At 65.0% G+C, this 25,710-nt stretch carries 16 protein-coding genes; 9 read left to right on the forward strand and 7 right to left on the reverse strand.

The window, feature by feature from the left end; translation table 11 throughout:
• The first annotated feature begins 50 nt into the window (after positions 1-50).
• Positions 51-1,142, forward strand: coding sequence for a DUF2891 domain-containing protein (locus KY501_RS43935; protein WP_224370435.1), 1,092 nt, complete (start codon positions 51-53; stop codon positions 1,140-1,142).
• An 86-nt stretch (positions 1,143-1,228) separates the two neighbouring features.
• Here the strand turns inward: KY501_RS43935 and solA are convergent, their stop codons facing one another.
• Complete coding sequence (gene solA, locus KY501_RS43940; RefSeq protein ID WP_224370437.1) at positions 1,229-2,350, reverse strand: N-methyl-L-tryptophan oxidase; 1,122 nt, start codon at positions 2,348-2,350, stop codon at positions 1,229-1,231.
• 188 nt (positions 2,351-2,538) lie between these two features.
• On the opposite strand from solA, the gene KY501_RS43945 reads away from it, so the two are divergent.
• The 4 genes from KY501_RS43945 (at position 2,539) to KY501_RS53790 (ending at position 7,065) form a co-directional block, all read left to right on the forward strand.
• Positions 2,539-3,225, forward strand: a complete 687-nt coding sequence (locus KY501_RS43945; RefSeq protein ID WP_224370439.1) for a hemerythrin domain-containing protein — start codon at positions 2,539-2,541, stop codon at positions 3,223-3,225.
• Between the two features lie 205 nt (positions 3,226-3,430).
• Positions 3,431-4,705, forward strand: a complete 1,275-nt coding sequence (locus tag KY501_RS43950; protein WP_224370441.1) for a tetratricopeptide repeat protein — start codon at positions 3,431-3,433, stop codon at positions 4,703-4,705.
• A gap of 187 nt (positions 4,706-4,892) precedes the next feature.
• Positions 4,893-5,363 carry a hypothetical protein gene (locus KY501_RS43955; RefSeq protein WP_224370443.1) on the forward strand — a complete coding sequence of 157 codons (471 nt, stop codon included), beginning with the start codon at positions 4,893-4,895 and terminating at the stop codon, positions 5,361-5,363.
• Positions 5,364-5,427: 64 nt separating this feature from the next.
• Positions 5,428-7,065 (forward strand): type IV pilus twitching motility protein PilT, encoded by a 1,638-nt coding sequence (locus KY501_RS53790; protein ID WP_304608709.1) that lies wholly within the window; start codon positions 5,428-5,430, stop codon positions 7,063-7,065.
• A gap of 42 nt (positions 7,066-7,107) precedes the next feature.
• On the opposite strand, the gene KY501_RS43965 is transcribed toward KY501_RS53790, so the two are convergent.
• The 3 genes from KY501_RS43965 to KY501_RS43975 form a co-directional block, all read right to left on the reverse strand.
• On the reverse strand, positions 7,108-11,154 hold the full coding sequence (locus KY501_RS43965) for a protein kinase domain-containing protein (RefSeq protein ID WP_224370445.1): 4,047 nt from the start codon (positions 11,152-11,154) through the stop codon (positions 7,108-7,110).
• A gap of 93 nt (positions 11,155-11,247) precedes the next feature.
• Positions 11,248-12,807 carry a Dyp-type peroxidase gene (locus KY501_RS43970; RefSeq protein ID WP_224370447.1) on the reverse strand — a complete coding sequence of 520 codons (1,560 nt, stop codon included), beginning with the start codon at positions 12,805-12,807 and terminating at the stop codon, positions 11,248-11,250.
• A 34-nt stretch (positions 12,808-12,841) separates the two neighbouring features.
• On the reverse strand, positions 12,842-14,299 hold the full coding sequence (locus KY501_RS43975; protein WP_224370449.1) for a hypothetical protein: 1,458 nt from the start codon (positions 14,297-14,299) through the stop codon (positions 12,842-12,844).
• Positions 14,300-14,464: 165 nt separating this feature from the next.
• Between KY501_RS43975 and KY501_RS43980 the strand changes: the two genes are divergently transcribed.
• Positions 14,465-16,543 (forward strand): prolyl oligopeptidase family serine peptidase, encoded by a 2,079-nt coding sequence (locus KY501_RS43980; protein ID WP_224370450.1) that lies wholly within the window; start codon positions 14,465-14,467, stop codon positions 16,541-16,543.
• Positions 16,544-16,553: 10 nt separating this feature from the next.
• Here KY501_RS43980 and KY501_RS43985 read toward each other — a convergent pair whose 3' ends face one another.
• Positions 16,554-17,141: a head protein gene (locus KY501_RS43985; protein ID WP_224370452.1), complete on the reverse strand. Its 588-nt coding sequence runs from the start codon at positions 17,139-17,141 to the stop codon at positions 16,554-16,556.
• Between the two features lie 834 nt (positions 17,142-17,975).
• Here KY501_RS43985 and KY501_RS54105 point away from each other — a divergent pair.
• Positions 17,976-19,457, forward strand: a complete 1,482-nt coding sequence (locus tag KY501_RS54105; protein WP_224370454.1) for an Ig-like domain-containing protein — start codon at positions 17,976-17,978, stop codon at positions 19,455-19,457.
• A 49-nt stretch (positions 19,458-19,506) separates the two neighbouring features.
• On the opposite strand, the gene KY501_RS43995 is transcribed toward KY501_RS54105, so the two are convergent.
• Positions 19,507-23,013: a HEAT repeat domain-containing protein gene (locus KY501_RS43995; protein WP_224370456.1), complete on the reverse strand. Its 3,507-nt coding sequence runs from the start codon at positions 23,011-23,013 to the stop codon at positions 19,507-19,509.
• 182 nt (positions 23,014-23,195) lie between these two features.
• Complete coding sequence (locus KY501_RS44000) at positions 23,196-23,666, reverse strand: hypothetical protein (RefSeq protein ID WP_224370458.1); 471 nt, start codon at positions 23,664-23,666, stop codon at positions 23,196-23,198.
• A gap of 407 nt (positions 23,667-24,073) precedes the next feature.
• On the opposite strand from KY501_RS44000, the gene KY501_RS44005 reads away from it, so the two are divergent.
• Both KY501_RS44005 and KY501_RS44010 read left to right on the forward strand, forming a co-directional pair.
• Positions 24,074-25,210, forward strand: coding sequence for a serine/threonine-protein kinase (locus KY501_RS44005; RefSeq protein ID WP_224370460.1), 1,137 nt, complete (start codon positions 24,074-24,076; stop codon positions 25,208-25,210).
• A gap of 11 nt (positions 25,211-25,221) precedes the next feature.
• Positions 25,222-25,593: a helix-turn-helix transcriptional regulator gene (locus KY501_RS44010; RefSeq protein WP_224370462.1), complete on the forward strand. Its 372-nt coding sequence runs from the start codon at positions 25,222-25,224 to the stop codon at positions 25,591-25,593.
• Positions 25,594-25,710 lie beyond the last annotated feature (117 nt).

The raw sequence follows: 25,710 nt of genomic DNA on the forward strand, positions 1-25,710 counted from the left end.
AGAGATCCGCATCTTCCTCGGTGCGTGCTGGCCTGCGCTAGGCTGGTCCCATGAACCTGCCGCTCCTCATGGGACTGACCGCCATGATCACCACCAGCCCCCCACCGCCCGCGGACTTCAATGCCGAGGCCGCCACGCGCTTCGCGGAGCTGGCCCTCACGTGTGTCCACCAAGAGTACCCGAACAAGATTGCCCACGTGCTGAACGCGGACACGGATGTGCGCCCTCCCCGCGAGCTCACTCCGGCCTTCTACGGCTGCTACGACTGGCACTCGGCCGTGCACGGGCACTGGCTGCTCGCCCGGCTGGCGAGGACCTTCCCAGAGGCGGCCTTCGCGCCGCGGGCCCGAGCGGCGCTGGCCCGGAGCCTGACGCCCGCGAACATTACCGCCGAGGTGGCATACCTGAGCGCACCCGGACGGGTCTCCTTCGAGCGGCCCTATGGGTTGGCCTGGCTGCTCCAGCTCTCGGCCGAGCTGCGCGAGTGGGACGATCCGCAGGCGCGGGAGTGGGCGGCCACGCTGAAGCCATTGGAGCAGGCGGCGGCGCAGCGGATCCGCGAGTGGGTGCCCAAGCTGACGCGTCCCATCCGTGTGGGAGAGCATGATCAAACGGCCTTTGCCTTCGGACTCATCCTTGACTGGGCGCGTCAAGCGAAGGACGGCGCCATGGAGCAGCTGCTCATGGAGCGCGTGGAGACGTTCTACGGGAAGGACCAGCGCGGCCCCCTGGCGTACGAGCCCTCGGGGCACGACTTCCTGTCGCCCTGCATCGCCGAGGCGGACCTGATGAGGCGGGTGCTGCCTCCGGCACGCTTCGCCACGTGGCTGCGCGGCTTCCTGCCGGAGCTGCCATCGAACGGCTCGGCCGCGTGGCTGGAGCCAGCGGTGGTGTCCGACCCGGGGGATCCGAAGCTGGCACACCTGGATGGCCTGAACCTGAGCCGGGCGTGGATGCTGGAGGGGATCGCCTCGGCGCTGCCGACCTCGGACAAGCGGGTGGGCTCGCTGAGGGCGGCGGCGAAGCGGCACCGGGAGGCAGGGCTGCGCTCCGTCACCGGCGCGCACTACGAGGGAGGACACTGGCTGGGCAGCTTCGCGGTGTACCTCGTGACGGGCCGAGGCCTGACGCGTACTCCGTGAGGCCTGGGACCGGTCGGGACCGGCGCTGGCCCGACTGGTAGGGTGGTCGGACCAGTTGCCAGGCATTCGGCCGACGAGGGTGCCGCTCACTTCAGGCGGGCGATCGAGAACCGGGAGAGGTCCCAGGGCACCCGTTGGCCCGTGGCCATCCACGCCGCGATGCGGCCGAGCAACACGGTGAACTTGAACCCGTGCCCGCTCAACCCGCCGATCACGGTGATGCGAGGCTCGCCGGGCAGGTGATCCACCACGAAGTCCTTGTCCGGCGTCATGGTGTAGAGGCAGACCTTCTCGAGGGTGACGCGGGTCGAGAGCCCGGGGAAATGCCTGGCGCTGTAGCTCCGCAGCGGCTCGCGGTCGGATTCGTGGAGTTCGCGGTCCACCCGCTCGGGATCCGTGGGAGAGCCCGTAGCGTGCCACGCCACCTTGACTCCAGGAACCTGGCCATCGTTCGGGAAGCCGTAGAAGTCCGTCGCGAAGTCGATCCACACCGGGAAGCGATCCGCGCTGAACTCCGCGGCCGGGACGTGGGGCTCGAAGTGGCAATAGGTCTGCCGAGTCACCGTGAACGGAAGCGAGACGAAGCGGGCCAGCAGGCGCGCCGTCCACGGGCCCGCGGAGACGACGAGCCGGTCGAACTCGAGAGACTCTCCTCCAGCGAGGGTCAGCGTGATGCCCTGCGAGTTGGGAGCAATGGATTCCACCGGAGTCCTGACGCGCAGCCGGGCACCACGGGCGGTGGCCAGACGGAGGTTGGCCCTCACGCACGCGGAGGCGTGAAGGAAGCCGGCCTCGCGCTCGAAGATAGCCGACTCCCCTGGCAGCAATCGGAACTGAGGAAACCTGCGCTCGCAGGCGGTGGGATCCAGCTCTTCGAACGGGACGCCGTTGTCCTTCAGCGCGCGGCGGATGGCGGCCAGCTCCGGGTGCTCGGCGGGACCGAAGAACAGACCTCCCGCGCGGACGAACAGCGACTCACCGGCCTCGCGCTCCAGCTCGTCCCAGAGCGGATAGGCATGGCCCATGAGGGCCGTGTAGAGACCATCCGTATAGGTCTTCCGGATGATCCGGGACGTGCCGTAGGAGCTGCCGCGATCATGATCGGGCTCGAACTGCTCGAGCACCGTGACGTCATGTCCCTCGCGCGCCAGGAAGCGCGCGGTCGCGCTGCCCACGCCTCCAGCGCCCAGTACCGCGATGCGTGCCATGAACCACCTCCCGGCACCCTTTTACCCGAGGAGCCCCTGCCCTTCCGCTCCTTGCCTGCCTGCTCCTCAACCTGACGAGGCCCGGACTGCTTGGGGACCGGGCATAAAGTGCGAGCCATCACCACCCTCTCAGACGTGACGGGGCGCGCCGGGCTGGCACCCCCTTAACGCGAGAGGAGAAGCGTTCAATGGATGCCATTGCGCTCTTGAAGGCGGATCACAAGACGGTGGAGAGCCTGTTCCGGAGGTTCGAACAGGCGGGCCAGAACGCGAAGAAGCTCAAGCGCAAGCTGGTGGATCAGATGGTGCGTGAGCTGGCTGTCCATGCGGTCATCGAGGAGGAGATCTTCTACCCCACGGTGCGCGCCCAGGTGGAGAAGCTGAACGACGACGTGCTCGAGGCGCTCGAGGAGCACCACGTGGTGAAGTGGCTGCTGACCGAGCTCGAGAACCTGCCACCGGAGGCCGAGCGCTTCGACGCCAAGGTGAAGGTGCTGATCGAGAACGTGCGCACCCACGTGAAGGAGGAGGAGCAGGAGCTCTTCCCGCAGGTGCGCAGGGCCTTCACCCCGAGCGAGCTGAAGGACATGGCCGCGGCACTGACGCTGGCGAAGAAGGCGGCGCCCACGCGGCCGCACCCGCGCGCTCCGGATACACCTCCGGGCAATATCGTGGCGGGAGCCATGTCCTCGGTGCTGGACATGGGCAAGGACGCGGTCGACGCCGCGCGGCGCAAGGTGCAGGAGCTGACCAGCTCGTCCACGAACAAGCGCCGCCGAGGCAAGCGCTCCGGCCAGGGCAGCAAGCGCGGCCTGCGAGCCCAGGTCAAAGGCGCGGCCCAGAATCTGGGAGTCGAGTCCCCCTACCTGATGTGAGGTGAGCAGCGTTTCCGAGCGGGCTGTGAGCGGCTGACTCACTCACAGCTCGCTGGAATTCATCACCGGGTGTCATCTTTCGTCACAAAGAAGCAATGATGACGAAAGAAAGATTTCACAGTATCCCCTACCCGAGAGGCCACACTGAAGAGTGTCTGGAGACGGCGTGTGGGCCGGCCGCCGTCCCGCCTCCATGGGAGGTCTTGTGGAAGCCAAGCTTCAACCTCGTGCCCAGGCGGGTCTGCTGAGAAGTGCGCTGGCGTTGATCGCGCTCGTAGGCTGTAGCGCCTCCCGCGAGGCCGTGCAGCCCACTCCCACGCTGGCGGAGGCGGCTCCAGCGCCCGCCTGTGCGGATGCCTCGAGTTGCCGCAACAGCTTGCGAAAACTGCGCGAGGTTCCTCTCACCTCCCAGTGCGAGCTACAGGAGCGAGCCACGCTCGCGAAGACAGCCTGTGACCTGGGCGTGGCCGAGGGCTGCACCGTGCTCGGACGCATGGCGCTGGCGGGCCTCGGTGGTCAGAACGTTCCCGAGCCCGGCACCGCGCGCTCCCTGTTCCAGCGAGCCTGTGAGCAGGGAGATGGCGAGGGATGCGCTCGGCATGCACTCTCGACGCTGCTGGGCGACGGCATCCTCCAGGATGTAGCCACCGGCCAGGCCGAACTCCAGGAAGCCTGTGACAAACACCCACGGAGCGCGTGTGGAATCGCGGCACTGGGGCTCGCCGAGAATGCCCACCGGAGCGGAAGCGCCCTGGACGGCGAATGGATCGCGCTGTTCGCGCAGCGAGGCTGCGACGCCGGAGATGGCCTTGCCTGCCAGCTCCTGGGCGATGCGTTCCGCGCGGGAACGGGCGTCTCCCAGGACACCGGCAAGGCGTTCGCGCTCTATGCGCGAGCGTGTGAGGCAGGCAATGGCACGGCGTGCGCGAACCAGGGAATGCTCTCGCTCCAATCCAGCGAGGGCGAGACCGGGAAGGCCCCGGGCGCTGATGCCCTCTTCTCCCGAGGATGTGCCCTCGGCTCATCCGAGGCTTGCCGGCTCCTCGTGCTGGAGAATCAGGAAACGCAGGGCGACGTAAAGGATGCGGCCTCACAGGAGGCCCTGTTCCGTCAGGCCTGTGACCGAGGCGCGGCCATGGGATGCCTCGCGCTCTACGACACGATCAAGCGCAGGCAACCCGATCGTGGAGCCTCTCTCGAAATGCCAGGGCTCTTGAAGCGTGCCTGCCGGTTGGGAGAAGCCCGCGCTTGCGAGTTCCTGGAAGAGGTCTCACGCGTCGCCTGGCGGCAATGCGGCGCAGGGGCCGCGCCGGCCTGCGGAGTGATTGGAGCACTCCTGCTCAGTGCCCCCTCCACCGGGAGTGAAGCCTCGGAGGGCCTCCGGATTCTGGAGCACGCCTGCCAGGATGGGGATGCCACGAGTTGCAGGCTGGCACGCGGCGCACCTCGGCCGAACGCCCTGTCGTGCCGTCCGAACTGAACGGCCATTCATGTCCTGACAGGGTATTCCTGGACCCAGCGTCCCCAAGTCCCCATCTTGCTCCAACCCGGACCCGCTCCCACCGAACATGTAGGTGGAAGCGGGTCCATTCTTTGCGGGGCAGGCCACTGCCGTTAGGATCCGCCCCTCAGGCTGGCGCCACCTGCGTGGCGAGGAGGCATTTCCCGTGGACGAGCTTCGAGTTCCCAAACAACGCGTGCTCACCCAGGTCATCCTCCCGGGGGGAGAGGTGCGAGAGGTGGCCGTCTTCCTCACGACGGGGGTGCCCGAGTACAGTCAGGGCGAGCGGCTCTCGGACCTGCTCAACAGTGAGGTGAAGTTCATTCCAGCCCAGGACGCAGCCACCGGGAAGATCACCTTCCTCAACAGCGTCGCCATCGCGGTGGCGAAGGCGGACATCGAGCACGAGTTCCGCGAGGAGGATCGCCTCACCATCCTCACGGAGCACGAGGTCGAGATCCACCTCGTGGATGGCCAGCGGATGCAAGGCCTCATCGTCTATATGCAGCCCGAGAGTCGCACCCGGCTCAACGATTACCTCAACGACTCACCGCCGTTCATCCGCCTCACTCAAGGCAAGCGCGTCGCGCTCGTCAACAAACGCCACATCGCCTACGTGGAACCGCTCTCACGCTGACATCATGGCCAGGATCGACTACATCATCGAAAAGTTGTTGAAGGATTCAGGTCAGGAAATTCTGATGGAAACCGGTGGCGGATTGAACATCCGCACCGCCTCGGGCCTGCTACCGGTCCTGAAGCAGAACCTCACGACGCAACAGATCATCGCCGCGGTCGGCGAGCTGGTACCTTCGGATCAACGCGCCTCCTTCCCAGCTCAGGGAATGACCATCTTTCCGTATTCCTCACCGGCGGGCGCGGTGCAGGTGAAGTTCGAGTTGGAGCAGGGCCGTGCGCGGGTGTCCATGGTGCCGTTCTCGGCATACGCCATGTACGGCAACGTCGAATTCGCGGATGAGAATCCGGCGCCTGCCGCACCTCCAGTGCCTGTGGCGCCCCCAGCGCCTGCCGCGAAAGCCCCGCCGGTCGTGGCGGCTCCGACGCTCGCTCCAGTGGCTCCCGCGGCGGCGCCCCGCCCCGCTTCAAACGGGCGAACGAGCCAACCCGCGGTCGCGGCGGTCCCCGCGCCCGTCGTGGTCCCCGTGGAGGACAAAGCCTCGCAGAGCCCGGACATCGAAATGCCCCGCGATCGTTCGGGCGATCCCGGGATGCTCTCCCTGCTGGAGACGATGCTGGCCCGCCGGGCCTCGGACCTCCACCTGGCCACGGACACGGTGCCGCACTTCCGCATCGACGGCGACATGGTGCCCATGGCGGAGTACGGCCCGATTCCCGCCGCGCGCCTGAAGGAGATGGTCTTCAGCCTGGCGCCGGACAAGAACCAGATCCAGTGGGAGAAGAAGCACGACACGGACTTCGCCTACGAGACGTCGGCGGCGCGCTTCCGCGTCAACGTCTTCGCGGATCGCAAGGGCATTGGCTCGGTGATGCGGCAGATCCCCAACACCATCCGCACCGCGGAGGAGATGGGGTTGAGCAAGCAGATCCTCGATCTGTGCTTCCTCACCAAGGGATTGGTGCTGGTGACAGGCCCGACGGGCTCGGGCAAGTCCACGACGCTGGCGTCGATGGTCGACTACATCAACCGCAATCGCGAGGACCACATCATCACGATCGAGGATCCCATCGAGTTCGTGCACCCGAACAAGCGCTGCCTGGTGAACCAGCGCGAGATTGGCGTGCACACGGACTCCTTCAAGGACGCGCTTCGAGCGGCGCTGCGAGAGGATCCGGACGTGGTGCTGGTGGGCGAGATGCGAGACCTGGAGACGATCGCCATCGCCATCGAGACGGCGGAGACGGGACACCTGGTGTTCGGCACGCTGCACACGAACACGGCGGCCTCGACGGTGGACCGCATCATCGACCAGTTCCCGCCGGACCGGCAGGAGCAGATCCGCATGATGCTCTCTGAGTCCCTCAAGGGGGTCATCTCGCAGACGCTGTGCAAGAAGATTGGCGGCGGACGCGTGGCGGCGCAGGAGGTGCTGTTGTGCACCAGCTCGGTGTCCAACCTCATCCGCGAGGGAAAGACGTTCCAGATTCCCTCGGTGATGCAGACCTCGCGAGGCGCGGGCATGGTGATGCTCAACGAAGCGCTGCTCGAGTTGGCCAAGAAGAAGCTCGTGACGCCGACCGAGGCCTTCACCAAGTCCGTGGCCCGCAGTGAGATGAAGTCCATGCTGGAGCGCGGGGGCTTCAAGCTCGAGCTGCCCGGAGAAGGAGCACCCGCGGCTCCTGCTCCCGCGCAGAAGTGAGGGAAGCGCCTGGAAACCAGGCGCCTCCCCCTTCCGACCTCGTTACGAAGCGTGGGAGGGCTCCCCCTCCCCTGGAGACCAGAGCCTCAGGCTCTCCTGGGCCTGGCGCTCGTAGGCGAACGTCCCCTGTTCGTGCGCGACGGCAATAGCCTGGAGCAGGCATTCCCGTCCCGCTTGCTCCTGACCAAGCGCGCGGAGCGCCATTCCTCGCACCCGATACAGTTCTGGTGCGTAGGAGATTTCTTCCGTCACCTTCAGCACGTTCAACGCCTCGTCCACCACTGCCAGCGCCTCCTGGGGCTGCCCCAGCTTCAGGTAGATCTCCGCCAGCAAGCCCAGGTTGTAGGTCATGCCGGCCATGATGCCCGAGGCTCGCCAGTGGGCGATGGCCTTCTGCATGCCCTCCAGCCCCAGCTGGGGTTGCCCCAGCTCAGACAAGGCCCAACTTCGGACGATCGTCGCCCAGGTTTGCGCGACGCGGAACCCATACTCGCGGCTGACGGCGATGGCCTTGTCAGCCCACTTGAGGGAGCACGAGACATCCCGTCGGAGCTGACACGCCACGGCCAGGTAGCTCAGCACCGTGGCCAGGGTGTGGGTATGACCGATCCGGGTCGCGAGCTCGAGTGCATCCTGCCCATACTGGACGGCCTGCTCCGTCTCACCGAGCGGTGAGAGGATGATGGAGCCATACGCCAACGCCGCCGCCATCGGCTCGACCCAATACCTCACGGCCATGACCCGGCTCTCCTCGATGCTGAACTTCGCGCAGGTCACCGCGCGCCGGGTGCACTCACGAGCCTCTTGCATCCGTCCCCAGGTGCAGAAGTCCATGGCCATCATCTGGTAGCCCAGAACCCGGAGTTCGCGGCTGTGATGGCGCTGGCCCAGCTCCACCAGACGCTCCGCCAGCTCGTGGGCCAGGGAGACCTCCTTGCGAGCGAAGTAGTAGGCAAAAGCGCCCCAGAACGACAACTCCAGCCGAGGCAGTTCCTCGCCCACTTCCTCGAGCAGCTCCCGAGCTCGCGCGTATGTCTGCTCCACCTCGGGTGTGCGGTAGCCCTGCACCTGCACCAGGGGTGTGCCCAGAGAGATCAGGAGCTGAAGCTCCTCGCCCTTGCGCTTGTCCGCATCGGGCATGAGGCGCAGCAACTTCAAGGCATATGTCAGGTGGCTGATGGCCTCCAGGTTGGCCGAACGCCGGCTGGCGCGGATTCCCGCCTGCGTCCAATAGGGAATGGCCAGTGCGAACTCCCCCGCGTCCGTGTGGTGGTGCGCCAGCAACTCCGGCTTCTGCTCCGCCACTTCCGGAAACGCCTCTTTCAGGACCCGTGCGATCTGATGGTGGTAGCGCCGCCGTGTACTGCGCAGGATGGACTGACAAGCCGCATCCTGGATGAGGGCATGCCGGAACTGGTACCCCGGCTCGGAGTTCTCGTCCTGCCGCTGGAGCAAACCCGCGGAGACCAGCTCGTCCAGATCCCGACTCAGGGCGGCCTCGCTGCGTCGCGTGAGCGCCGACAGCAGCGCATGGGTGAACGTGCGCCCCACCACCGCGCAAAGCTGCGCCAGGCCCTTCTGCCGGAAGGGAAGCATGTCCAACCGCGCGAGCAGCAGCTCGTGCAGCGTCGCTGGGATGGAGGCTGGGAGTTCGCCACTGGCCGGCGCCCGCTCCAGTACCATGCGCGTCATCTCCTCCACGAAGAGCGGAACGCCGTCCGTCTTCGCCACGAGCTGCCGCACCGTCTCCTCCGGAAGCGGCCTGTCCCGGGCGGCCTCGTGGACCAGGGCTGCGGTGCGCTCCGCCGAGAGCCGCTCCAGCGTGAGCCGGTGGCTCCAGGGGAAGCGTGGCCAGTCCGGCTCGAACTCTGGGCGAGCACTGAGCACGAAGAGGATCGGGGCCTGCTCGATGCGCTCCTGTGCGTAGGCGAGCAGCTCCAGTGTGGAAGGGTCCGCCCAATGCAGATCCTCCACCGCGACGAGGACGGGAGACCTCCGTGCCGCTTGCAGCAGCAGGGCCGTCAGCGCCTCGAAGAGCAGCGCCTTCTGCCGCTCCGCCAGGACCTGTTCGACGAACGGGTTCTCGGCCACCGGAAGTGAGAGAAACGCCGAGATCATCTGGACATGGTGCGAAGCCAAACCCATCCCGTCCAACCGTGCCGTCAGCTTGCGCAGGCGGTGCTCCGGAGTGGTCGTCTCGATGACTTCCTCGCGGAAGAGATGCTGCAGCAAGTCGATGAGAGGACTCAAAACGCTCGCGTTGGATTGCTTCCAACACTGGCACCGAAGGTGAAGGCTCGCCTTCGGGTCCGCTCGCAGGTGCAGTTCCTGGAGGAGACGGGACTTGCCGATGCCTGCCTCCCCGCTCAGCAGAACGACGCCGCCGTGCCCCTGGCGTGCCCGTTCCCAGAGTTCCAGGAGCCACCGGAACTCGCGCTCCCTCCCCACCAGCCTCAAGAGACCTCGAACGGCAAGCGACCGCTCGAAGCGCAGCACGCTCTTCCTCTCGAGCCCCAGGCGATAGAACTCCACCGTGGAGGAGCCCGCCACCCCCTCGAAGGTGCGGGGAGCGAGACGCTCGGCATCGAAGACTCCTCGGACCAACGCCCAGCTCGAGCCACTGAGGACAACCGTCCCGGGCTGGGCCTGCCTCGCCAGCCAGGCGGCAATCCTCGGTGCCTCTCCCTGGATGCCAAGCCCATTGCCCTGCAATGTCGCAGCGCGCGGGTCCAGGGCCACCATGTCCGTGTGGACGCCGACCTTCACGGCCAGTTCGACCTGAGACAGGTGGGGCACCCGCTGCCGGATGAGCTCCGGGAGGCCCCGGACGAGTTGAAGCGCGGCATGCCCCGCATGCTCCGAGTCCTCCTCTCGAGCCACGGGATACCCGAAGCACCCTTGCACCTCGTCGCCCATCACCAGGGTGATGAAGCCTCCATGCTGCTGGAGGATCTCCGAGCAGGTCCGCTGGAAGACGGCCTCCAGTTCGCTGAAGTCCTCGGCGTCGAGCCTCCGGGCGACAGGGGTCAGCTCCGCCAACCGGCACGAAACCAACGTGACATGCTGGCGCTGGGGCTCGACAGCCCCCACGGCTCTCGTCCGGAACCCGAGGCGCGCCTTGATCTCGCGCAGGTCCTCGAGGAACTCCACCGCGGAAGGGATGCGGCGGGATGGCTCCTTGGCCAGGGCCGAACTCACGAGCCGCTCCACTGCCTCGGGGATCTCCGGGTGGTGCTGGCGCACGGAGGGCGCCGGCTCCGGAGAGATGACACGTTCCTTCAGCGCGTCCAGGGACTCCCCCGAAAAGGGCAGTTCCCCTGTCAACAGCTCGTACATCATCACGCCGAGTTCCCAGAGGTCCGTGCGCTCGTCCTGTCCCTCGCCGCGCCACTGCTCTGGAGCCATGTACTGCGGGGTCCCCTCCTTGGCCGAGTTCGGCACGGGCGGCCTGCTGGGAGCCACCAGGTGCGCCAGGCCGAAGTCCAGCAGCTTCACCGTCCCTTCGCTCGTGATGAAGACGTTACTGGGCTTGAGGTCCCGGTGGATGATGTGCCGCTGGTGCGCGTGAGCGAGCCCCGCTGCCACGCCCTCGATGATCTCCAACGCGCGCCTCAACCCTGGCTTCTCGCGGTGAAGCAATGCCGCCAGCGACTCTCCCTCCAGGTACTCCATGACCAGGAAGGGCATGTGTGCCTGGCCGTCTCCAGCCTGCCACTCCGCGACGTCGAAGATCCGGATGATGTTGTCATCATTGAGCTGGGCCACGGCCCGAGCCTCTTGCCTGAGCTGCGTGACCATCCATCCCGTAGCCGACTCCGAGCGAGGGAGCAGGAACTTGAGCGCCACCACGCGGTCCAGCTCCTCGTCCCGCGCGCGGTACACCAGGCCCATGCCTCCCTTCCCCAGCTCTTTCAGCAGTTCGAACCGGCGGCCGTCCCTGCCGCCCAGCCGATCCCCAGCGATGGGCCTGCGCTCCGACGGTGCCGCTTGCACGAAGTCCCTGAGCCAGGAGTCCCCGAAGTCCGAGTCGCCCAGGAGGGAGCCATTCCCGGGAGGCGGCTTCTGACCGCCACTGGAATCATCACTCATGCCCCCGCCTCCTCGCTCCCCTTGAAGGCTGCCAGAAAAACAGCCGTCAACGAAAACTAGGCTTCACGGGGGTCCTGGGCAACATGCATGGACTCACGAGTCGCCGTCACTGGCAGGCAAGCGGGACAGGACGCGGAGTGCGTTGATGCCAGGGAGGAAGAAGTAGCCCCCTCCCTCGACATGGACGAAGCGAGGCACACCGGTGATTCTCGTCTGGAGTGGACTGGCGGAGGTGGGAATATTCACCGCGTAATCGTCTGCCTTGCTGTCCTTGACGGCCGGGTCATGGTTGTTGCCAGCGATGGCATCCCGGCTGTCATAGAGTCCATGAAACTTCGGTGAGTTTATCCAGGTTTGTTGGATGAATTCGAACTGGCGCCCGATGTTGGCATTGAGAGCCACGAAAAGGAGCCCCTCCTGAGGATCCTTGGCCCCATGGCTGACGGAATCCCGGTACGGCCGGCCCCGGCGGATGATCTGATGACGGTTCACCGACTCCAGAGCAGCCTTTGGGGGCTGGTCAGGTGACAACGAGTCACGGGGATTGCTCCGGCGGATGTGCGCGCTGAAAGGGCAGCGCAACCCTTGCTCATCTCCCGCATAGGAGAAATCGTTGTTGCAGGAGATATCCCTCCCGAGCCGTGGGTCATCTCTGTCAGGACTGAGGGCCAAGGGTGCGCCACTGCGCCAGCGCCCCATGAGCTTCGCCGCCAGATACTCCTTGGGATCGGCATCCTGGGCCTCGGCGCGCAGATGCTGGCAGTTGTCCTCCAGAAACCTCTCGAAGGCACGCACGTCCTGCCGCAACTTCCGGATGACCATGTACGTACCGTTGCGGCCCCACTCCTTCCAAGAGGGATACCTCTCATTGACCCGCAGGGTGTTGTCCGGGTCCATCGCCGTGGGAACCAGTGGCGGGGCGGCCTGCTGGTTGTAGGCATTCGGGTAGCCAAGAATGAACTCCCCCGGCTCGACCTCTGTGACAGTGGTGCGCCCCCTGCCTTCCTTCTGGGATGGGAAACCTTTGGCCACGACCCGCGAGATCCCGTCCATGAACCCAAAGGGCTCTACGAAGAGGGTCTTCTCGCTGTCCTCCTCCGATGACGGGCTCGCCGCCTCCTGGGAGACCGGCCGCAAGGCCGCATCCTGCTTGAAGACCTCGTGAAGCGCGTCGGTGTATTGCTGCCGGTGCTCCTGGAAGAACGCCTCGAGCTCATCGGGTGTTTGAGCGAAGAGGATGAGGGCGACGTGGATGCGCTTCTCCTTCTGAGGGCCGCCAAAACACCATCTCTTCGGCTCGCTCCCGCCCGTATCGCCGAGCTTCTTCGCACGATTCTCCTCGGCCATCCCCTTCACGAACTCCGGGAGGAAGGTGCCCATGAGCCGCTCGCCCTCTTCGCCCTTTTTGAAGAGACCGAATGCGTCCAGCCCGTCCGCAGTGAAGGCGATCTGCAGCACTCGAGCGGGCCTCTCTCTCCGTGGCGCATCGGCTGCATTGGCGACGCTGCCCACGATCGAGGCCAGCCACTCCTTGGCCCGTATGCGAGCAGCGTCCCCCTTTTTCACCTGGAGGAATAGATAACGCGCGCACGGCAAATACCCATACCCGAAGCGCAGCAACCCCTGGATGTCTTCGTATTGCAGTTCTTCCATGATGGATTTCCTCTCATGCCTGGATGAAGGAGGGTCAGAGCATCCGGAGCACATCCCTCTGCACCGGGCATGTCTCGCAAACCTCGAGCTTCGAGCAGAGCTTGATGTCATCGCGGATGTTGCGGACGCTCTTGTCGGCGTGCGCGCTGTACCAGACCAGCGTGGGGACCTGCTTCTCGCGAACCCATTGCTTGAACCCCTGTTCGTCCTTCGCGCCGCCCCAGAAGAACAGCCGAGTCCTCGGGTAGCCTTCCGTGTGTGTCCAGACAGCATTCAACCAGTGGCTGGAGTTCTCGATGAAATCCCCGAGGTAACGCTCCCAGCTCCCGTCATAGTTGCTGAAGAAGAGCAGCTGGCGCGGCTGGCCAGGCTTGTCGAGGATGAGCCAGCGCGCGAAGTGGATCCCCGTGGTGTCCCCGAGTTTGCCCTCATTGACGGCGCACCTGGCCAGGAAGTGCACCACAGCGAGTGTAGACTTGAGCATCACCAACCGGAGGCGCCCTGGCTTGATATCCACGAGATGGGTGAGCGGAGTCTGGGCCGTACTGCGGCTCTCGATTTCGACCAGGGGCCGAATGGCTGGGGGCTTCTCTTCGGCGCGTCGAGCCTTCTCCCTCTTGCGCTGATCCCATTCCTCATACCCGAGGATGGCGGTGAGCATCACTAATCCTGGGAACAAGAGCCGCCTGCCTCGCAGCAAGAGCAAGAGCAGTCCGCATTTGCCCGGGCGCGAGAACAGGGCCCACTCCCCGAGCCTCGCCCTCGCCGTGCGCGGCTGGAGAACAGGGACTGGCCCCTGTCCGAGCGCTTGCCGGACCAGTTGCCGGCCCTGCGGACTCCCAGCCCAGCCGATGAGGTGCGAACGGCCCTGGCCCTGCAAGAATTCGGCGAGCCGTCGGAGCTTCTTTCTCAAGAGGGCATGGCTCTGGATGCGATGGACCGTCCAGCCCGCGTAGGATTGGAAGAAGGCGGCGTGCGGCTTCCTGTGCTCGAGCAGGTATGCCTGGAAGCCTTCCCTGAAGCGGGTGTTGCATTCGACGTGATTGCAGGTCGGCGGCCATTGCCCACAGGGGGTGCCATTACGAGGGATGCCTTTGGGACGAGGCGGTGGCCATTTCTCACAGTGGCTGTAGATCTTTCGGAGAACCTTGTCTCCCATCCGCAAGAGTTCCTTCAGGTACTCTTCCTCCGAGCCATCGTGGTTGGCCTCGAAGGCCAGCAGCCGTTTGGGAGTCTTTTTCCGTTTGGGAGTCTTTTTCGCGTTCCGAGACGGCTCCAGGATGACCCAGCGTAGGAAGTGCGTGGCCTTGGCTCTCGAAAAATCAATGAAGTCTGTGTTCGGAACATCGTTGCCGATGTTTTTCAGCAGTTCATCCAGATCCCCTTCCTTGGATTTAATAGGTACGATGATGCTCAAGGCGTTGCCGCCCAGGGCATGCTCCTCCGCCGCCGCCTGTGAAGGCTGGCTCCCACTTCCCGAGATTCGACTCATGTCCCACCCCTCGGCACGGATCTGTGCGCGAAAGTCATAGGAGATGGAGAGGCGCGGGGAGCTTTGTGATTCTCCCGTTTCCCACGGATCGACGGGCGCACCAGGGCTCGCTCACTCGCCTCTCGCCTGTTGACCATTTGGCCCACATGAGGTGAGGAGGGGGTCATGTCCCCCCTGCTCACCACCTCGCTGCTCGCCCTGCTGTCGGCCGCCCCCGTCCCTCCGGCTGCGGAGGACCCCTTCCTCTGGCTCGAAGAGGTCCAGGGACAGCGTGCCCTCGAGTGGGTCCAACGACAGAACGCTCGGACCCTGGCCGTTCTGGAGAAGGACCCGCGCTTCGAGTCCTTCCACGCCCAGGCGCTCGAACTCCTCACCGCCACCGACCGCATCCCGGAGCCCCACTTCCGCGCGGGAGGCGTGGACAACTTCTGGCAGGACCGCGCCAACCCCCGTGGCCTGTGGCGCCACACCTCGCTCGAGAGCTACCTGAGCCCGAGCCCGGAGTGGCAGACGGTGCTCGACGTCGACGCGCTGGCCAAGGTCGAGAACTCCCACTGGATCTTCAAGGGAGAGCTCTGCCTGCCTCCCGAGGACCGGCTGTGCCTCGTGTCCCTCTCCAACGGAGGCAAGGATGCCACCGAGGTCCGGGAGTTCGACGCCGCCTCGAAGTCCTTCGTGCAGGGGGGCTTCCGGCTCCCCGAGGGCAAGCAGTCCGCCGTGTGGATCGACTCGGACACCCTGCTCGTCGGGCAGGACTGGGGCGGCGGCACCCTCACCGCCTCCGGCTACCCCTACGTGCTCAAGCGCTGGAAGCGGGGCCAGCCGCTCGAGCAGGCGACCGAGGTGTTCCGCGGCCAGGAAACCGATGTGAGGGCAAGCCCCATCGAGCTGCGAGATTCCGAAGGCCAGCTCCGGGCCATGCTCATCAACCGCGTGGTGACGTTCTTCGAGTCCGAGTTCTATTTGCTCACCGACGCGAAACCGCTCCTCCTCCCACTGCCGAAGAAAGCCTCCTTCCAGGCCTTCGTCTCAGGGCAGCTCCTCTTCACCCTCCAGGAGGACTGGGGCCGCTTCAAGCAGGGAGCGTTGCTCTCCTTCCAGCTCACCGAGCTTCAGGCAGACCCCACGAAGGCCCAGCCAGCACTGGTGCTCCAGCCCGGGCCCCGCCAGGCTATCGAGGACGTAGCGGCCACGCGCGGCAAGCTCATCGTCAACATGTATGAGGACGTGAAGGGTGCACTCGACGTGTACACGTGGGCCGCGGGGAGCTGGAACCGCAAGCGCCTCGCCCTGCCGAAGAACGCCTCGATCGGCATCGTCGCCACCTCTCCGGCCCATGAGCAGGTGTTCGTGGAGTCCCAGGGGTTCCTCGATCCGACGAGGCTGTGGCTCGCGGATGTGGCCACTGCCACCGTGAAGGGAGCGAAGGCATTGCCAGCTCGCTTCAAGGCCTCCACCCACAAGGTGGAGCAGTTCTGGGCGAAGTCCAAGGATGGAACGCAGATCCCCTACTTCGTCGTCCAGCCCAAGGCGCTAAAGCTGACGGGAGAGGCTCCGACCATCGTCTATGGCTATGGCGGCTTCCAGGTGGCCAAGCCCCCTGCCTACCTGCCCGAGGTGGGCAAGCTGTGGTTGGAGCGTGGCGGTGTCTACGTCATCGCCAACATCCGCGGAGGCGGCGAGTTCGGGCCCCGGTGGCACCAAGCGGTGCTGCGCGAGAACCGGCAGAAGGCCTTCGATGACTTCACCTCCGTGCTCCAGGATCTCATCCGGCGGAAGATCAGCTCACCGCGCCACATGGGCATCTATGGGCGCTCAAATGGCGGAGTCCTCACCAGCGTGGAGATGACCCAGCACCCCGATCTCTTCAACGCGGTGGTCATCGAGAGCCCGCTCATCGATATGCTGCGCTACCACAAGCTCCCCGCGGGGGCCTCGTGGATCGGCGAGTATGGAGACCCCGAGGTGCCCGAGGATGCCGCGTTCATCGCGAAGTACTCCGCATACCAGAACCTCCAGCCGGGCGTCCGGTACCCCAAGCCATACATCACGACCAACACGATGGACGATCGCGTTCACCCTGGCCATGCGCGGAAGTTCGCGGCGCGGCTTGAGGCCATGGGGCTCCCGTTCCTGTATTACGAAAACACCGACGGCGGTCACAGCAACGACGCCGACCCGACGATGAACGCCCGGCGGTGGGCACTGCACTACGTCTACCTGACCCAGCAGCTCATGGACTGACTATTCAGAATCAACCTTTTCCGTCGTGTTCCAGCTGCGACTTCGCGGCCCTTGAAATCGGATAGAGGGCCCGAAGGCGGACCCTGTAGTGATACACGGCGAGATAGTACTCACCAGCAATGGTGATGAAAACTTGCCGTGGCGGCTCGGCTTGGCTGCTGAGCCATGAGTCTGCTTCCTCACGCGTGTTGAACGTGGAATCAGGGGCAGGGAGCCCATCTTGAATCATCTCTTCGAGATAGTACTCCAGCGTACTGTGACTGGGGATGAGCTTGCGCAAGCCAGTCTCGCGAGAATACATGACACGGCAATACTCATTCCCTACCAACACACAGCCACTGGCAGGCGGCTCGGGCTGCTCCTTCAACCAGGATTCCGCCGCCTCCAGAGTATTGAATGCGGCGATCACGAGCGGAGGAGCATTGGCATCAAGACTCTTTCGGTAGTCCTCAAAGTCGTAAGACTGGCCGCTAGCTGATAGGAATCGGATCGCATCAATCGCAATCAGAAGCTTCTCCTGTTCTTCCTGGGGCGAAGCCTCTTCGCGGAGCCGCCCAAGAAGCCCCTCTACCTCAAGACAAAGCTCGACCATGCTCATGGCGACACCCAAGCGGTGGAAGACTCGACCGTGGTCGCAGACGAGGCCAGGATCACTACTGGCACTAGAACCAAGATCCCGGCGCCCGCCGAAACCACAGCGAAAGCAACACCCGCAATGACAATCACGCTCCCCACCAGAATTGATTTGTGGTTGCGCTTCAACCAGTCCATCGCGCTGTCCAGCGCCGTGAACCTTCACCGGGACTCTCTGCGTAGTGCGTGGTACTACAAGAAACGAGTAGAATGCCAAGGAATACAGCGGAGATCCTTTTCGAAATCGTACTGGTTCTCATTCGTATATCCGCGTGTTTGTCGCACGGCCCTCATTACACACCGCCATCACCAATCATCTGCCCGTAGACGGTGGCGACTGCGGCAATGCCCGACTGAAAAACTGACGCCAGAAGGAGAAGCTTTCTCCGGAAGAGGAGGCATGAAGGTCTCACCAGGAACATACTATTGGATGTTGACGGGCATACTCCGCTTTGGCCTGCGCGAGGATCCCCTCATGGCGCGGCGAGTGCTGCGAGCCGGCCATCCTGCGAGTGGCATCTCAACCGCAGCGAGATCAAACGCCCTTTCGCCCTCGTGTGGTCGGCAACGATGGACGGACCGTTCGGGTAAGCAAGGCCGCATTCAAGCAGTAGCGGGTTGAACTTCTGCACCAACCCATCCTCGATGGATTGCCCCTGGCATGGGGGAAACCCAAGGATCGGCAGCTTGGGGTTTGCCTCAGGCTACAAAACTCTGTCTCCCCTGTACTGTGTCTTGGGTCATCCCGGGACACGCTGCGGCGCGGCATCGGGGGGTTTCTCATTCATAGGAGACAGACGTGAATCGCTTTGGTCCGATGGGCAGGCTCAGCACGCTGATCAGCCTCATGCTCGCAGGCTGTGGAATGAGTCCCGAGGAGACCCTCCTCCCAGGCTCCAGCGAAGCCGCTCCCGCTCTGGAGCAAAGCCGTGCGCCACTCACCGGTGACAACGTGGCTGCCTATGACGCGCATTTCAAGACTCCCGCCTGTCTCTCCACGGGCAAGTCTTGCGACACTGGGACGCTGGTAAATGGCCGAGGCACTCGAGGGCCCGAGTTGAACGCGCCCAACACCCTCTTCTCCTCGTGCGCGGATAGCAACGCAGGCACCTATCACTATGATGAGTCCTTGGATCGGGTGCGTATCTACACCGAGGACGGCAGCGGCTTTGCTCCAGGCAAGACAGTCGTCGTCGAGGCCACCGTCTGGGCCTACTACTACGAGGTAGACACGATCCATATCTTCTACGCCACCGATGCCGAGGCTCCGGTGTGGAAGAAGGTCGGCTCGGTTCTTCCCTCCCAGCCAGGCGCGCAAGTCCACACAAGGACCTTCAAGCTTTCCGCTGGCGCGAACCTGCAGGCCATTCGAGTCGCGATGGAAGCCTACGAATACCAGGACAATCCCTGCTCCCCCACCAGCAGCTACGACGACCGGGATGATCTCGTGTTCCGCATGGGAGACCTGCCACCCCAGGTCACCCTGAACCCGCCTGAGCCTCTGGTCAGCGGCACCGTGACGCTCTCGGCCAACGCGTCCGATGACATCCTGCTCTCCCAGGTCCTCTTCCGCGCCAGCGGCGTCGACCTGGGTGCCGCTCTGGCTCCCCCCTACGAGCTCTTCTGGGACACCACACACTCCCCGGACGGTACCTACTCTCTCACCGCTGTGGCCATCGACCATAAGGGTCAGCAGACGGTGTCCACTCCCTTCTCTGTCATCGTCGACAATAACGCTCCCTCGGTGGCTTTCACCGCTCCTGTCACTGGAACCGTTCTGACAGGAAACGCCACCCTCCAGGCCTCCGCTGAGGATATTGGGGGCGTCGAGCGCGTGGAGTTCTACAGCGACTCCACCTTGCTGGGCAGCGTCGCCCAGCCGCCCTACCAGCTCTCCTGGGACACCACCAGCACCGCCAACGGCTCCTACTCCCTCCAGGCCAGGGCCTACGACAAGCTGGGCCATGTCAGCACTTCGAGCGTGACTGTCACCGTCCAGAATATCGCGTTGCCGACGAGCACCATCACCTCTCCCGCACCGAATGCGGTGCTCAGCGGCACGGCAAACTTCTCGGTCGACGCTCAGGCCTCCCTCGGCGTCGCTCGGGTCACCTTCTATGTCGGCTCGACTTACGTCATCTACGACAACAAGGCCCCCTACAGCATCAACTTCAACACCCTCAACTTCGCCAACGGCGATTACGTGCTCACCGCTCGCGTCATCGACACCGCTGGCAACGTCACCGTCACCGAGGGGGTGCCCGTCCGCATCCAGAACTGACGGCCCCCATGCTCCAAAACATTCCTACGAGGTGAGCACCGACCTGGCATCAGGGGTGTCCACCCAATCGGGGCAGGCGCACCGAGGCCTGGGCCTGCTCCGCCTCGTGCCTCTCCTTGAAGAGGAGCACGAAGCGATCGCTCAGGGTGTGGTCCTGGGTCGTGGCGGCGTGCTCCACCAACAGATCTCGCAACTGCCGCGCCTTCTGTGGCTCCAGCAACAACGCCAGCAGGGAGTACACGCCGTGGAAGCGAGGGTCTCCCACGTGCTGGGTGAGGCGCGAATCCGGAGTCTCCAGCAGCGCCTGGGCGATGAAGAATTCGTGGAACTTGTCGTGCCGGAAGCGCCACTCCCGGTGACCCTCCCCGTCTGGGCTCTGCCACTGCCGCCGCAGCACGATCTTGAACGCCTCCAGTCCCGGCAGCTCACGGCTGAAGGGCTCCTCCGGAATCACCGGAGCGTCCTTCAGCCGCATCTGGTAGGCCGCCTCGGAGAATGGCCCCAGCGGAAACGGAGCCAGGTACTTGCGGCGGTAGTCCTCCGCCATCAGCGCGTATTGCTGTTGGCGCAGGTGGAACAGATCCGGCACGTGCCCCGCGGCCAGCATCTGCGCCACCACCGTGAGATCCAGCGGGTTGGCCAGCACCTCGCGCATTGCCCGGAGCAGTTCTTCCGGCTGCGCGGGAGCCAGCGCCTGGTGCACGAAGTCCTCACAGACCGATTGGTAACTCGGGCCTCGCAGCTTCGCTCCCGGCTCCAGCAGCGGCTCGCGACTGACGAGGAACTCCACCACCTCCGCGTCCGAGAGCGGCTGCAGCACATAGCGGCGCGCCGTCGCGGGCAGCGCCCATTCGATCCGCTGCGTGGCCAGCAGGATGTTGGCGTGGACGTTGCGCTCGGTGAACTGGGAGATCTTCTCCCGGGTGGCGGCCGTCACCTCGTTGAGCCCGTCGATGTAGATGTCGAGCGCACCGCTGTAGATGATGCTGCGCAGGAAGGTGGTGTCCTGGGCCTGCCCCTCCAGCCGAGCCTGGATGGCCTCGAGCACGCCGCCCCGGCAGCGCTCGGCGGGAAGGAACACCGCCAGCCGCTTCGAGCCGCACAGCAGGTACTTGAGGAACATCGACTTCCCCAGCCCTGAGTCGCCCTCCAGGATGATCTGTCCACCCAGCCGGGGAAGCGCGGCGAGCAGCGGCCTGCGCTGTCCGAAAGGATCGCTCACCTCGGAGCGGGGAAAATAGGAGTCAGGGGAGAAACGCTCCAGGTCCGCGTCCGCCAGCAACAGGGGGGCAAAGGGAGCGAGCAGGCGGCGCCGCAGCCACGGCACCCACGTCAGCAACAGGCTGACGTACCCCAGGCCGGCGATCTTCCGCACCCAGGGATTCCAGAAGAACAGCGCCTGCACGCGCGGCGAACGGGGATAGAAGACCAGCAGCAGGAGCCAGAAGCCGGCGTGCGCCACCCACCCCCAGCCCAGGTGCGAGAACACGTCCCGCTGCTGCACCGAGCGGATGACGGCCTCCACGGAGGCTGTCTCCGTCTGCGAGGCGCTCCACTCGCGCAGGTTCTTCTCCTGGAGCCGGAGCAGCCCGAGATCGCCGCGCTTCCACTGGCCCTTTTCCAGGAGCACCACCCGCCCTATCTGGCTCGCCAGTTCGTGCCGGAGTTCTGGGTAGCTCTCGGTCATGGGCCAGAACTCGGCGAAGAGCTTCAATGTCTCCCTGCCCACATCGAGCGGCAGCTCCTGGATGGGTGCCTCGTTCGAGGGCCGCCCCAGCCACCGCAGGAGGCGTTCCACGCGGGCCTCTCCTCCGCCCGCGATATGGGCGCTCACCAGCCAATGGGAGCGGTAGGCCGGACTCGTGGTGGTCTGGGCGATCAGCGGAGCGATGGAGGCCAACTCCAGGGGAGCCATGTTCCCCAGCGCGGTGGCCGCGGCCATGGCCTCCTCTTGCTCACTCCCCAGCAATGAATTCTTGGCTCGCTCCTGCGCATCCACCAGGAGATGGATCAGCAGGGGGACCTGCTCCTTCGCCGCGGGGCCGATGTTCCCGAGCGCTTCGGCGGCCGTCTTCCGGACCTGCATGTCGGAATCTCGCAAGAGCCGCCCCAGGAGCGGTGCCTGCTCCTTCGCGGCCTCTCCCATGCTGCCCAGCACACGGGCCGCGAGCGCCCGGATCTTCGCGTCCGGATCGCTCAGGAGGGCGGCAACGAGGCGTGAGATCTCCCCATGGGCTTGCTGGCCCAACCTCCCTACCGCCGCTTCCGCACTGCCGCGGATCCCCCAGTCCGGGTCCTTCAGGAATCCGACGAGGCGAGGAGCGTAGGTGCTGGCAGGCTCCCCCATATTTCCCAGCGCCCATACCGCCCAGCTCCGAACATTCCTTTCCGGATCCTCCAGAAGCTCGACGAGCAAGGGCAGCTGTGCATTCGCCCCCTCCCCCATGCGGCCCAGTGCCGCCGCTGCCGCCGCACGGACGCCCGGATCGGGATCCTTCAAGGCATCGCCCAGGAGGAGTGCCTGCTCTTTCGCCGCACGCCCCAGGGTCCACAGCACTCCCGCCGCCGCCTTGCGGACCTCCACGTTGGGATCCTTCAAGAGCTTGCCGGCGAGCGGGGCTTGAGCCGCCGATGCCTTCCCCCGCCAGTCCAACCCACCCAGCGCGGCCTGACGGATGCTCGGATCCGGATCCTTCAGGAACCTGTCCAGGAGCGGAGCCGGCCCTTTCATGGCTTGCCCCATGCTCACCAGCGCCGCCACGGCCAGCGTGCGGGTCTTCCCGCCGGGCTGCTCCACGAGTTTGAGCAAGGCGGGAACCTGGGGTTGGGCCGCCTCCCCGATCCCCCCCAACGCCCTGGCCGCCTCCTGACGCACGTTGGAGTCCGGGTCCTTCAGGAGGAGGACAAGCACGGGGGCCTGTTCCCGGGCCGCCGCTCCCATCCCTTCCAACGCCTGGATCGCCGCCAACCGGATCTGGGCATCCGAGTCCCCAAGCAGGCCAGCGAGCATCGGGGCCTGATCCCTGGCCGCCTCCCCAAGACGATTGAGGGCCCGGGCCGCCCAGGGACGGACCTGCTCGTCCGACTTCAGCAAGCCCACAAGGAGCGGGGCTTGCGCTCTGGCCGCCTCTCCCATACTCCCCAGCGCACCGGCGGCTGCAATCCGGACCGTCTTGTCCGAGTCCTTCAAGAGTTCGGCCAGGAGGGATGGGTACCGCTCATCCGCCTTTCCGGCCTCCTGCAGTCCATTGGCGGCAGCGATACGGGCGGCCGGGTCCGGATCTCGCAGCATGGCTTCGAGGCGAGGCCCTCGCCAGAAGGCTCGCAGCCGCGCAAGGGACTGCTCATCGAGTTCCACCCCTGGAGGCAGCTTCAGTTCGAGGAGGAACTGGAACGCCTTCGCCGCGACAGCATTGTTCGGGTCCTCCAACGCCGCGATCGCTCCGTGGACAGTCGTGGGCAGGCGGGAAGGCTCGTCCGCTCGGGCCACCCGGCCCACCCAGCAGAGCGCTAGGAGGACTCCCAGCACCGCATGGAACCAACCCCCGTTGAGCATGGCCCGCTCCTCCCGGTCGCCTCTCCTGGGAACATGGTGCGTCCGGAGAAGGACCATGGGACACACTGGGCCGTCAGTGCTCCTGCCGTGCGTTGCTTCCGCCCCCCTTGCCCTCCAGGAGGATGGTCAGCCCCTCGTTGAACACTGGCTCGGGGATGTCCATTTTCAGGAACGACACACATTCAAAGCGTGCCGGCGTCCTTCGACGACACCGGTTCGCTCGGCAAACCACCACCCGAAATCGAAGAAGGCTCCCGTGTCGCAGTTGCCTGAACGGTGGCGACACACTCGCCATCAAATGAACGCAGCGAGAATTCAGCGATGACGCACTCGGGGCCTGCCCCAGTGAAAGGCTCGCTGAACACTGGAAACCCCACGTTCCTTCCGAACCAGAAGCCACGCGCGAGGATCAGAAGATCCTCTTCGCGAGCGCCTGGCGGAAACGTATCTCCCCTCACGAACGCAACCGGTTGGCCCCCGCTGCACTCGCGGACAGCGTCCAGGTTCACGCCGAGATTGGGGAGAAATCGCCTATCCAACCGGACTTTGTCTGCCAGGGCACCGACCAGAAAGCGCCCTGAAAGGGCCTTCCCGTCGTAATGGATGTCCTGCAGTTCCAGCGTGGCGCGCGGGTCACATCGAGCACCACCCACGCCCGCCTTCCCGGAAGCGGGAGATGGCTCCGACGCTCGGAAGAACGGGAGCCCCGCACAAGCCACCATCACCATGAGAGGCAAGGGAGCGAGTTTGAACCTGTTCATTCTCATGAGATCGAATCCCTTCTCCCGCGGCTCGCTTGCAGTCGGGTATGGACACCTCGGGATCATGCCCAGGGACGTTGCACCCGTCCTTGTGGTCCCAACCACACGAGTGGGCCAATAGCAGCTTCAGGGCCAGCCCGACACTCAGCACGCAGAGACGATGCGCCCCTCCGCAGCGCCACTCCCGGGTCCAGCGAGCAGCAGACGCCTTTGGCATGAGACCTGGTTCGTCTCATGGCCTTCCCATCGTGATAGGTCCTATGCTACCCATGGGGTCCTATCTCACCAAAGGTACGCGCATGATCCGCGTCTTCGAGTCGTGTGGCTTCGAGTACATGGTGCTACGACCCATCAAGTATGGCCGTGATGGAGATCCCGTCCTTCTCGCGGCGCGCAAGGAGTATCTCGGGACGGCCACCACGACCGTCGAGCTGAGACCGCTCTTCGCGACTCAGAAAAAGCCCGCCCCGGAAGTGAAAGCCCGGCTTTCGGAGGAGTTGCAGCTCAGCAAGCATCTGCAACACCCCAACATCGGCCAGGTGCTCGGATACGCGATCGATGGGGCGCAGTCCTTCCTCGTTCTGGAGCACGAGCCCGGATGCTCCTTGGAGACGATCCTCGATGCCGCTGCCCTTGTGAAACGCAAGGTGTCCGCCGGTTTCGCTGTCACCGTTGCCATGGCCATCGCCGATGCGCTGGACCATGCCCATCGCTGCGCCGACGAAGAGGGGCGGCCCCTCCATGTCGTTCACCGGGCCGTATCCCCTACGAACATCCAGATCAGCCAACGAGGCCAGGTCAAGCTCGTGAACTTCGGGTCCGCCTACTCCGAATTGATGGGACGCTATCAGACGCCCACCGGCCTGCTCAGGGGGGATGCCGCATACATTGCGCCTGAAGTCCTGCGCGAGTTCCAGACGCCGAGGAAGCGACGCCGTGCCGCTGCAAGGAGTCCACCCGATAGCAGAGCCGACATCTTCTCGCTGGGCCTGGTTCTCCTGGGGGAGCTCACCGGCTGGCATCCTCTCGACCCTCCGGATTCTCTGGAGGATGCGGTTTCGACCTTCGTGCTCCCAGGGACTCGCGTCGAGACTGAACCGATCATCCCCCTTGAGGTTCTGGCACCCCGCCTCGTGAACTTCGGCTCAAAGGACGTAGACCGAGCCACGAAGAGGCTCGCCGTACGGTTGCGTCGGATCATTGCGAAAGCGCTCCAGGTTGATCCGTCGAAGCGGTACCCGAGTGCCCTCGCAATGGCAGACGATCTCCGCGGATACATGCACGACTCCTGGCCCCAGTATCACGAGGGGGAACTGGCGGCGGAGACGGCAGCGCTCATCCGTGCGGCGAGGAAACTCGACGAGCATGTCGCGTACGGAGTGACTGAGCCCGGCATCCTCCCAACTCCCGTGGATGTGCCTGGGAACATCCCATGAGGCGCTTCCAGATGAGGCAGAGATTCGCCAACGAACTGGGCGCAGCCTCACGCGAGGCACGACTCCAGAGGGGCCTCACCCAAGCTGAGGTGGCGGAGCGGATTGGGATCGCGATGGAGGTGTACGGACGAATTGAGCGTGGAGTGCTGCTTCCGAGCCTCCCGACGTTCTTGGGCATGTGCCATGTCCTCGAGGCGGATCCTCGCGTACTCCTCGGATTCATGAGCCCCGGTAGCTCGCCAGGGCCGCAGCAGACGCACGAGGATCCACCTCATGTCCGGCGGCTTACGCGCCTGGCACGTGAGCTCGACGAAGACGAAGTCAACGCCCTCCAAGGAGTCGCCAAGGTCATGCTGGCGGGCCGTAAACGCCCCACGTCATAGAGAACGAGGGCGGGCTTCACCTGGGAGGTGTGTTGCGCCGGCATCTTCGGGGGCACAGGATGCGGTAGGTTGGATGCGTCTCACGCCATCCGGTGAGTCGGGAGGTAGAGTGAACCC

The sequence above is a fragment of the Hyalangium versicolor genome, assembly GCF_020103695.1.
GTDB lineage: Bacteria > Myxococcota > Myxococcia > Myxococcales > Myxococcaceae > Hyalangium > Hyalangium versicolor.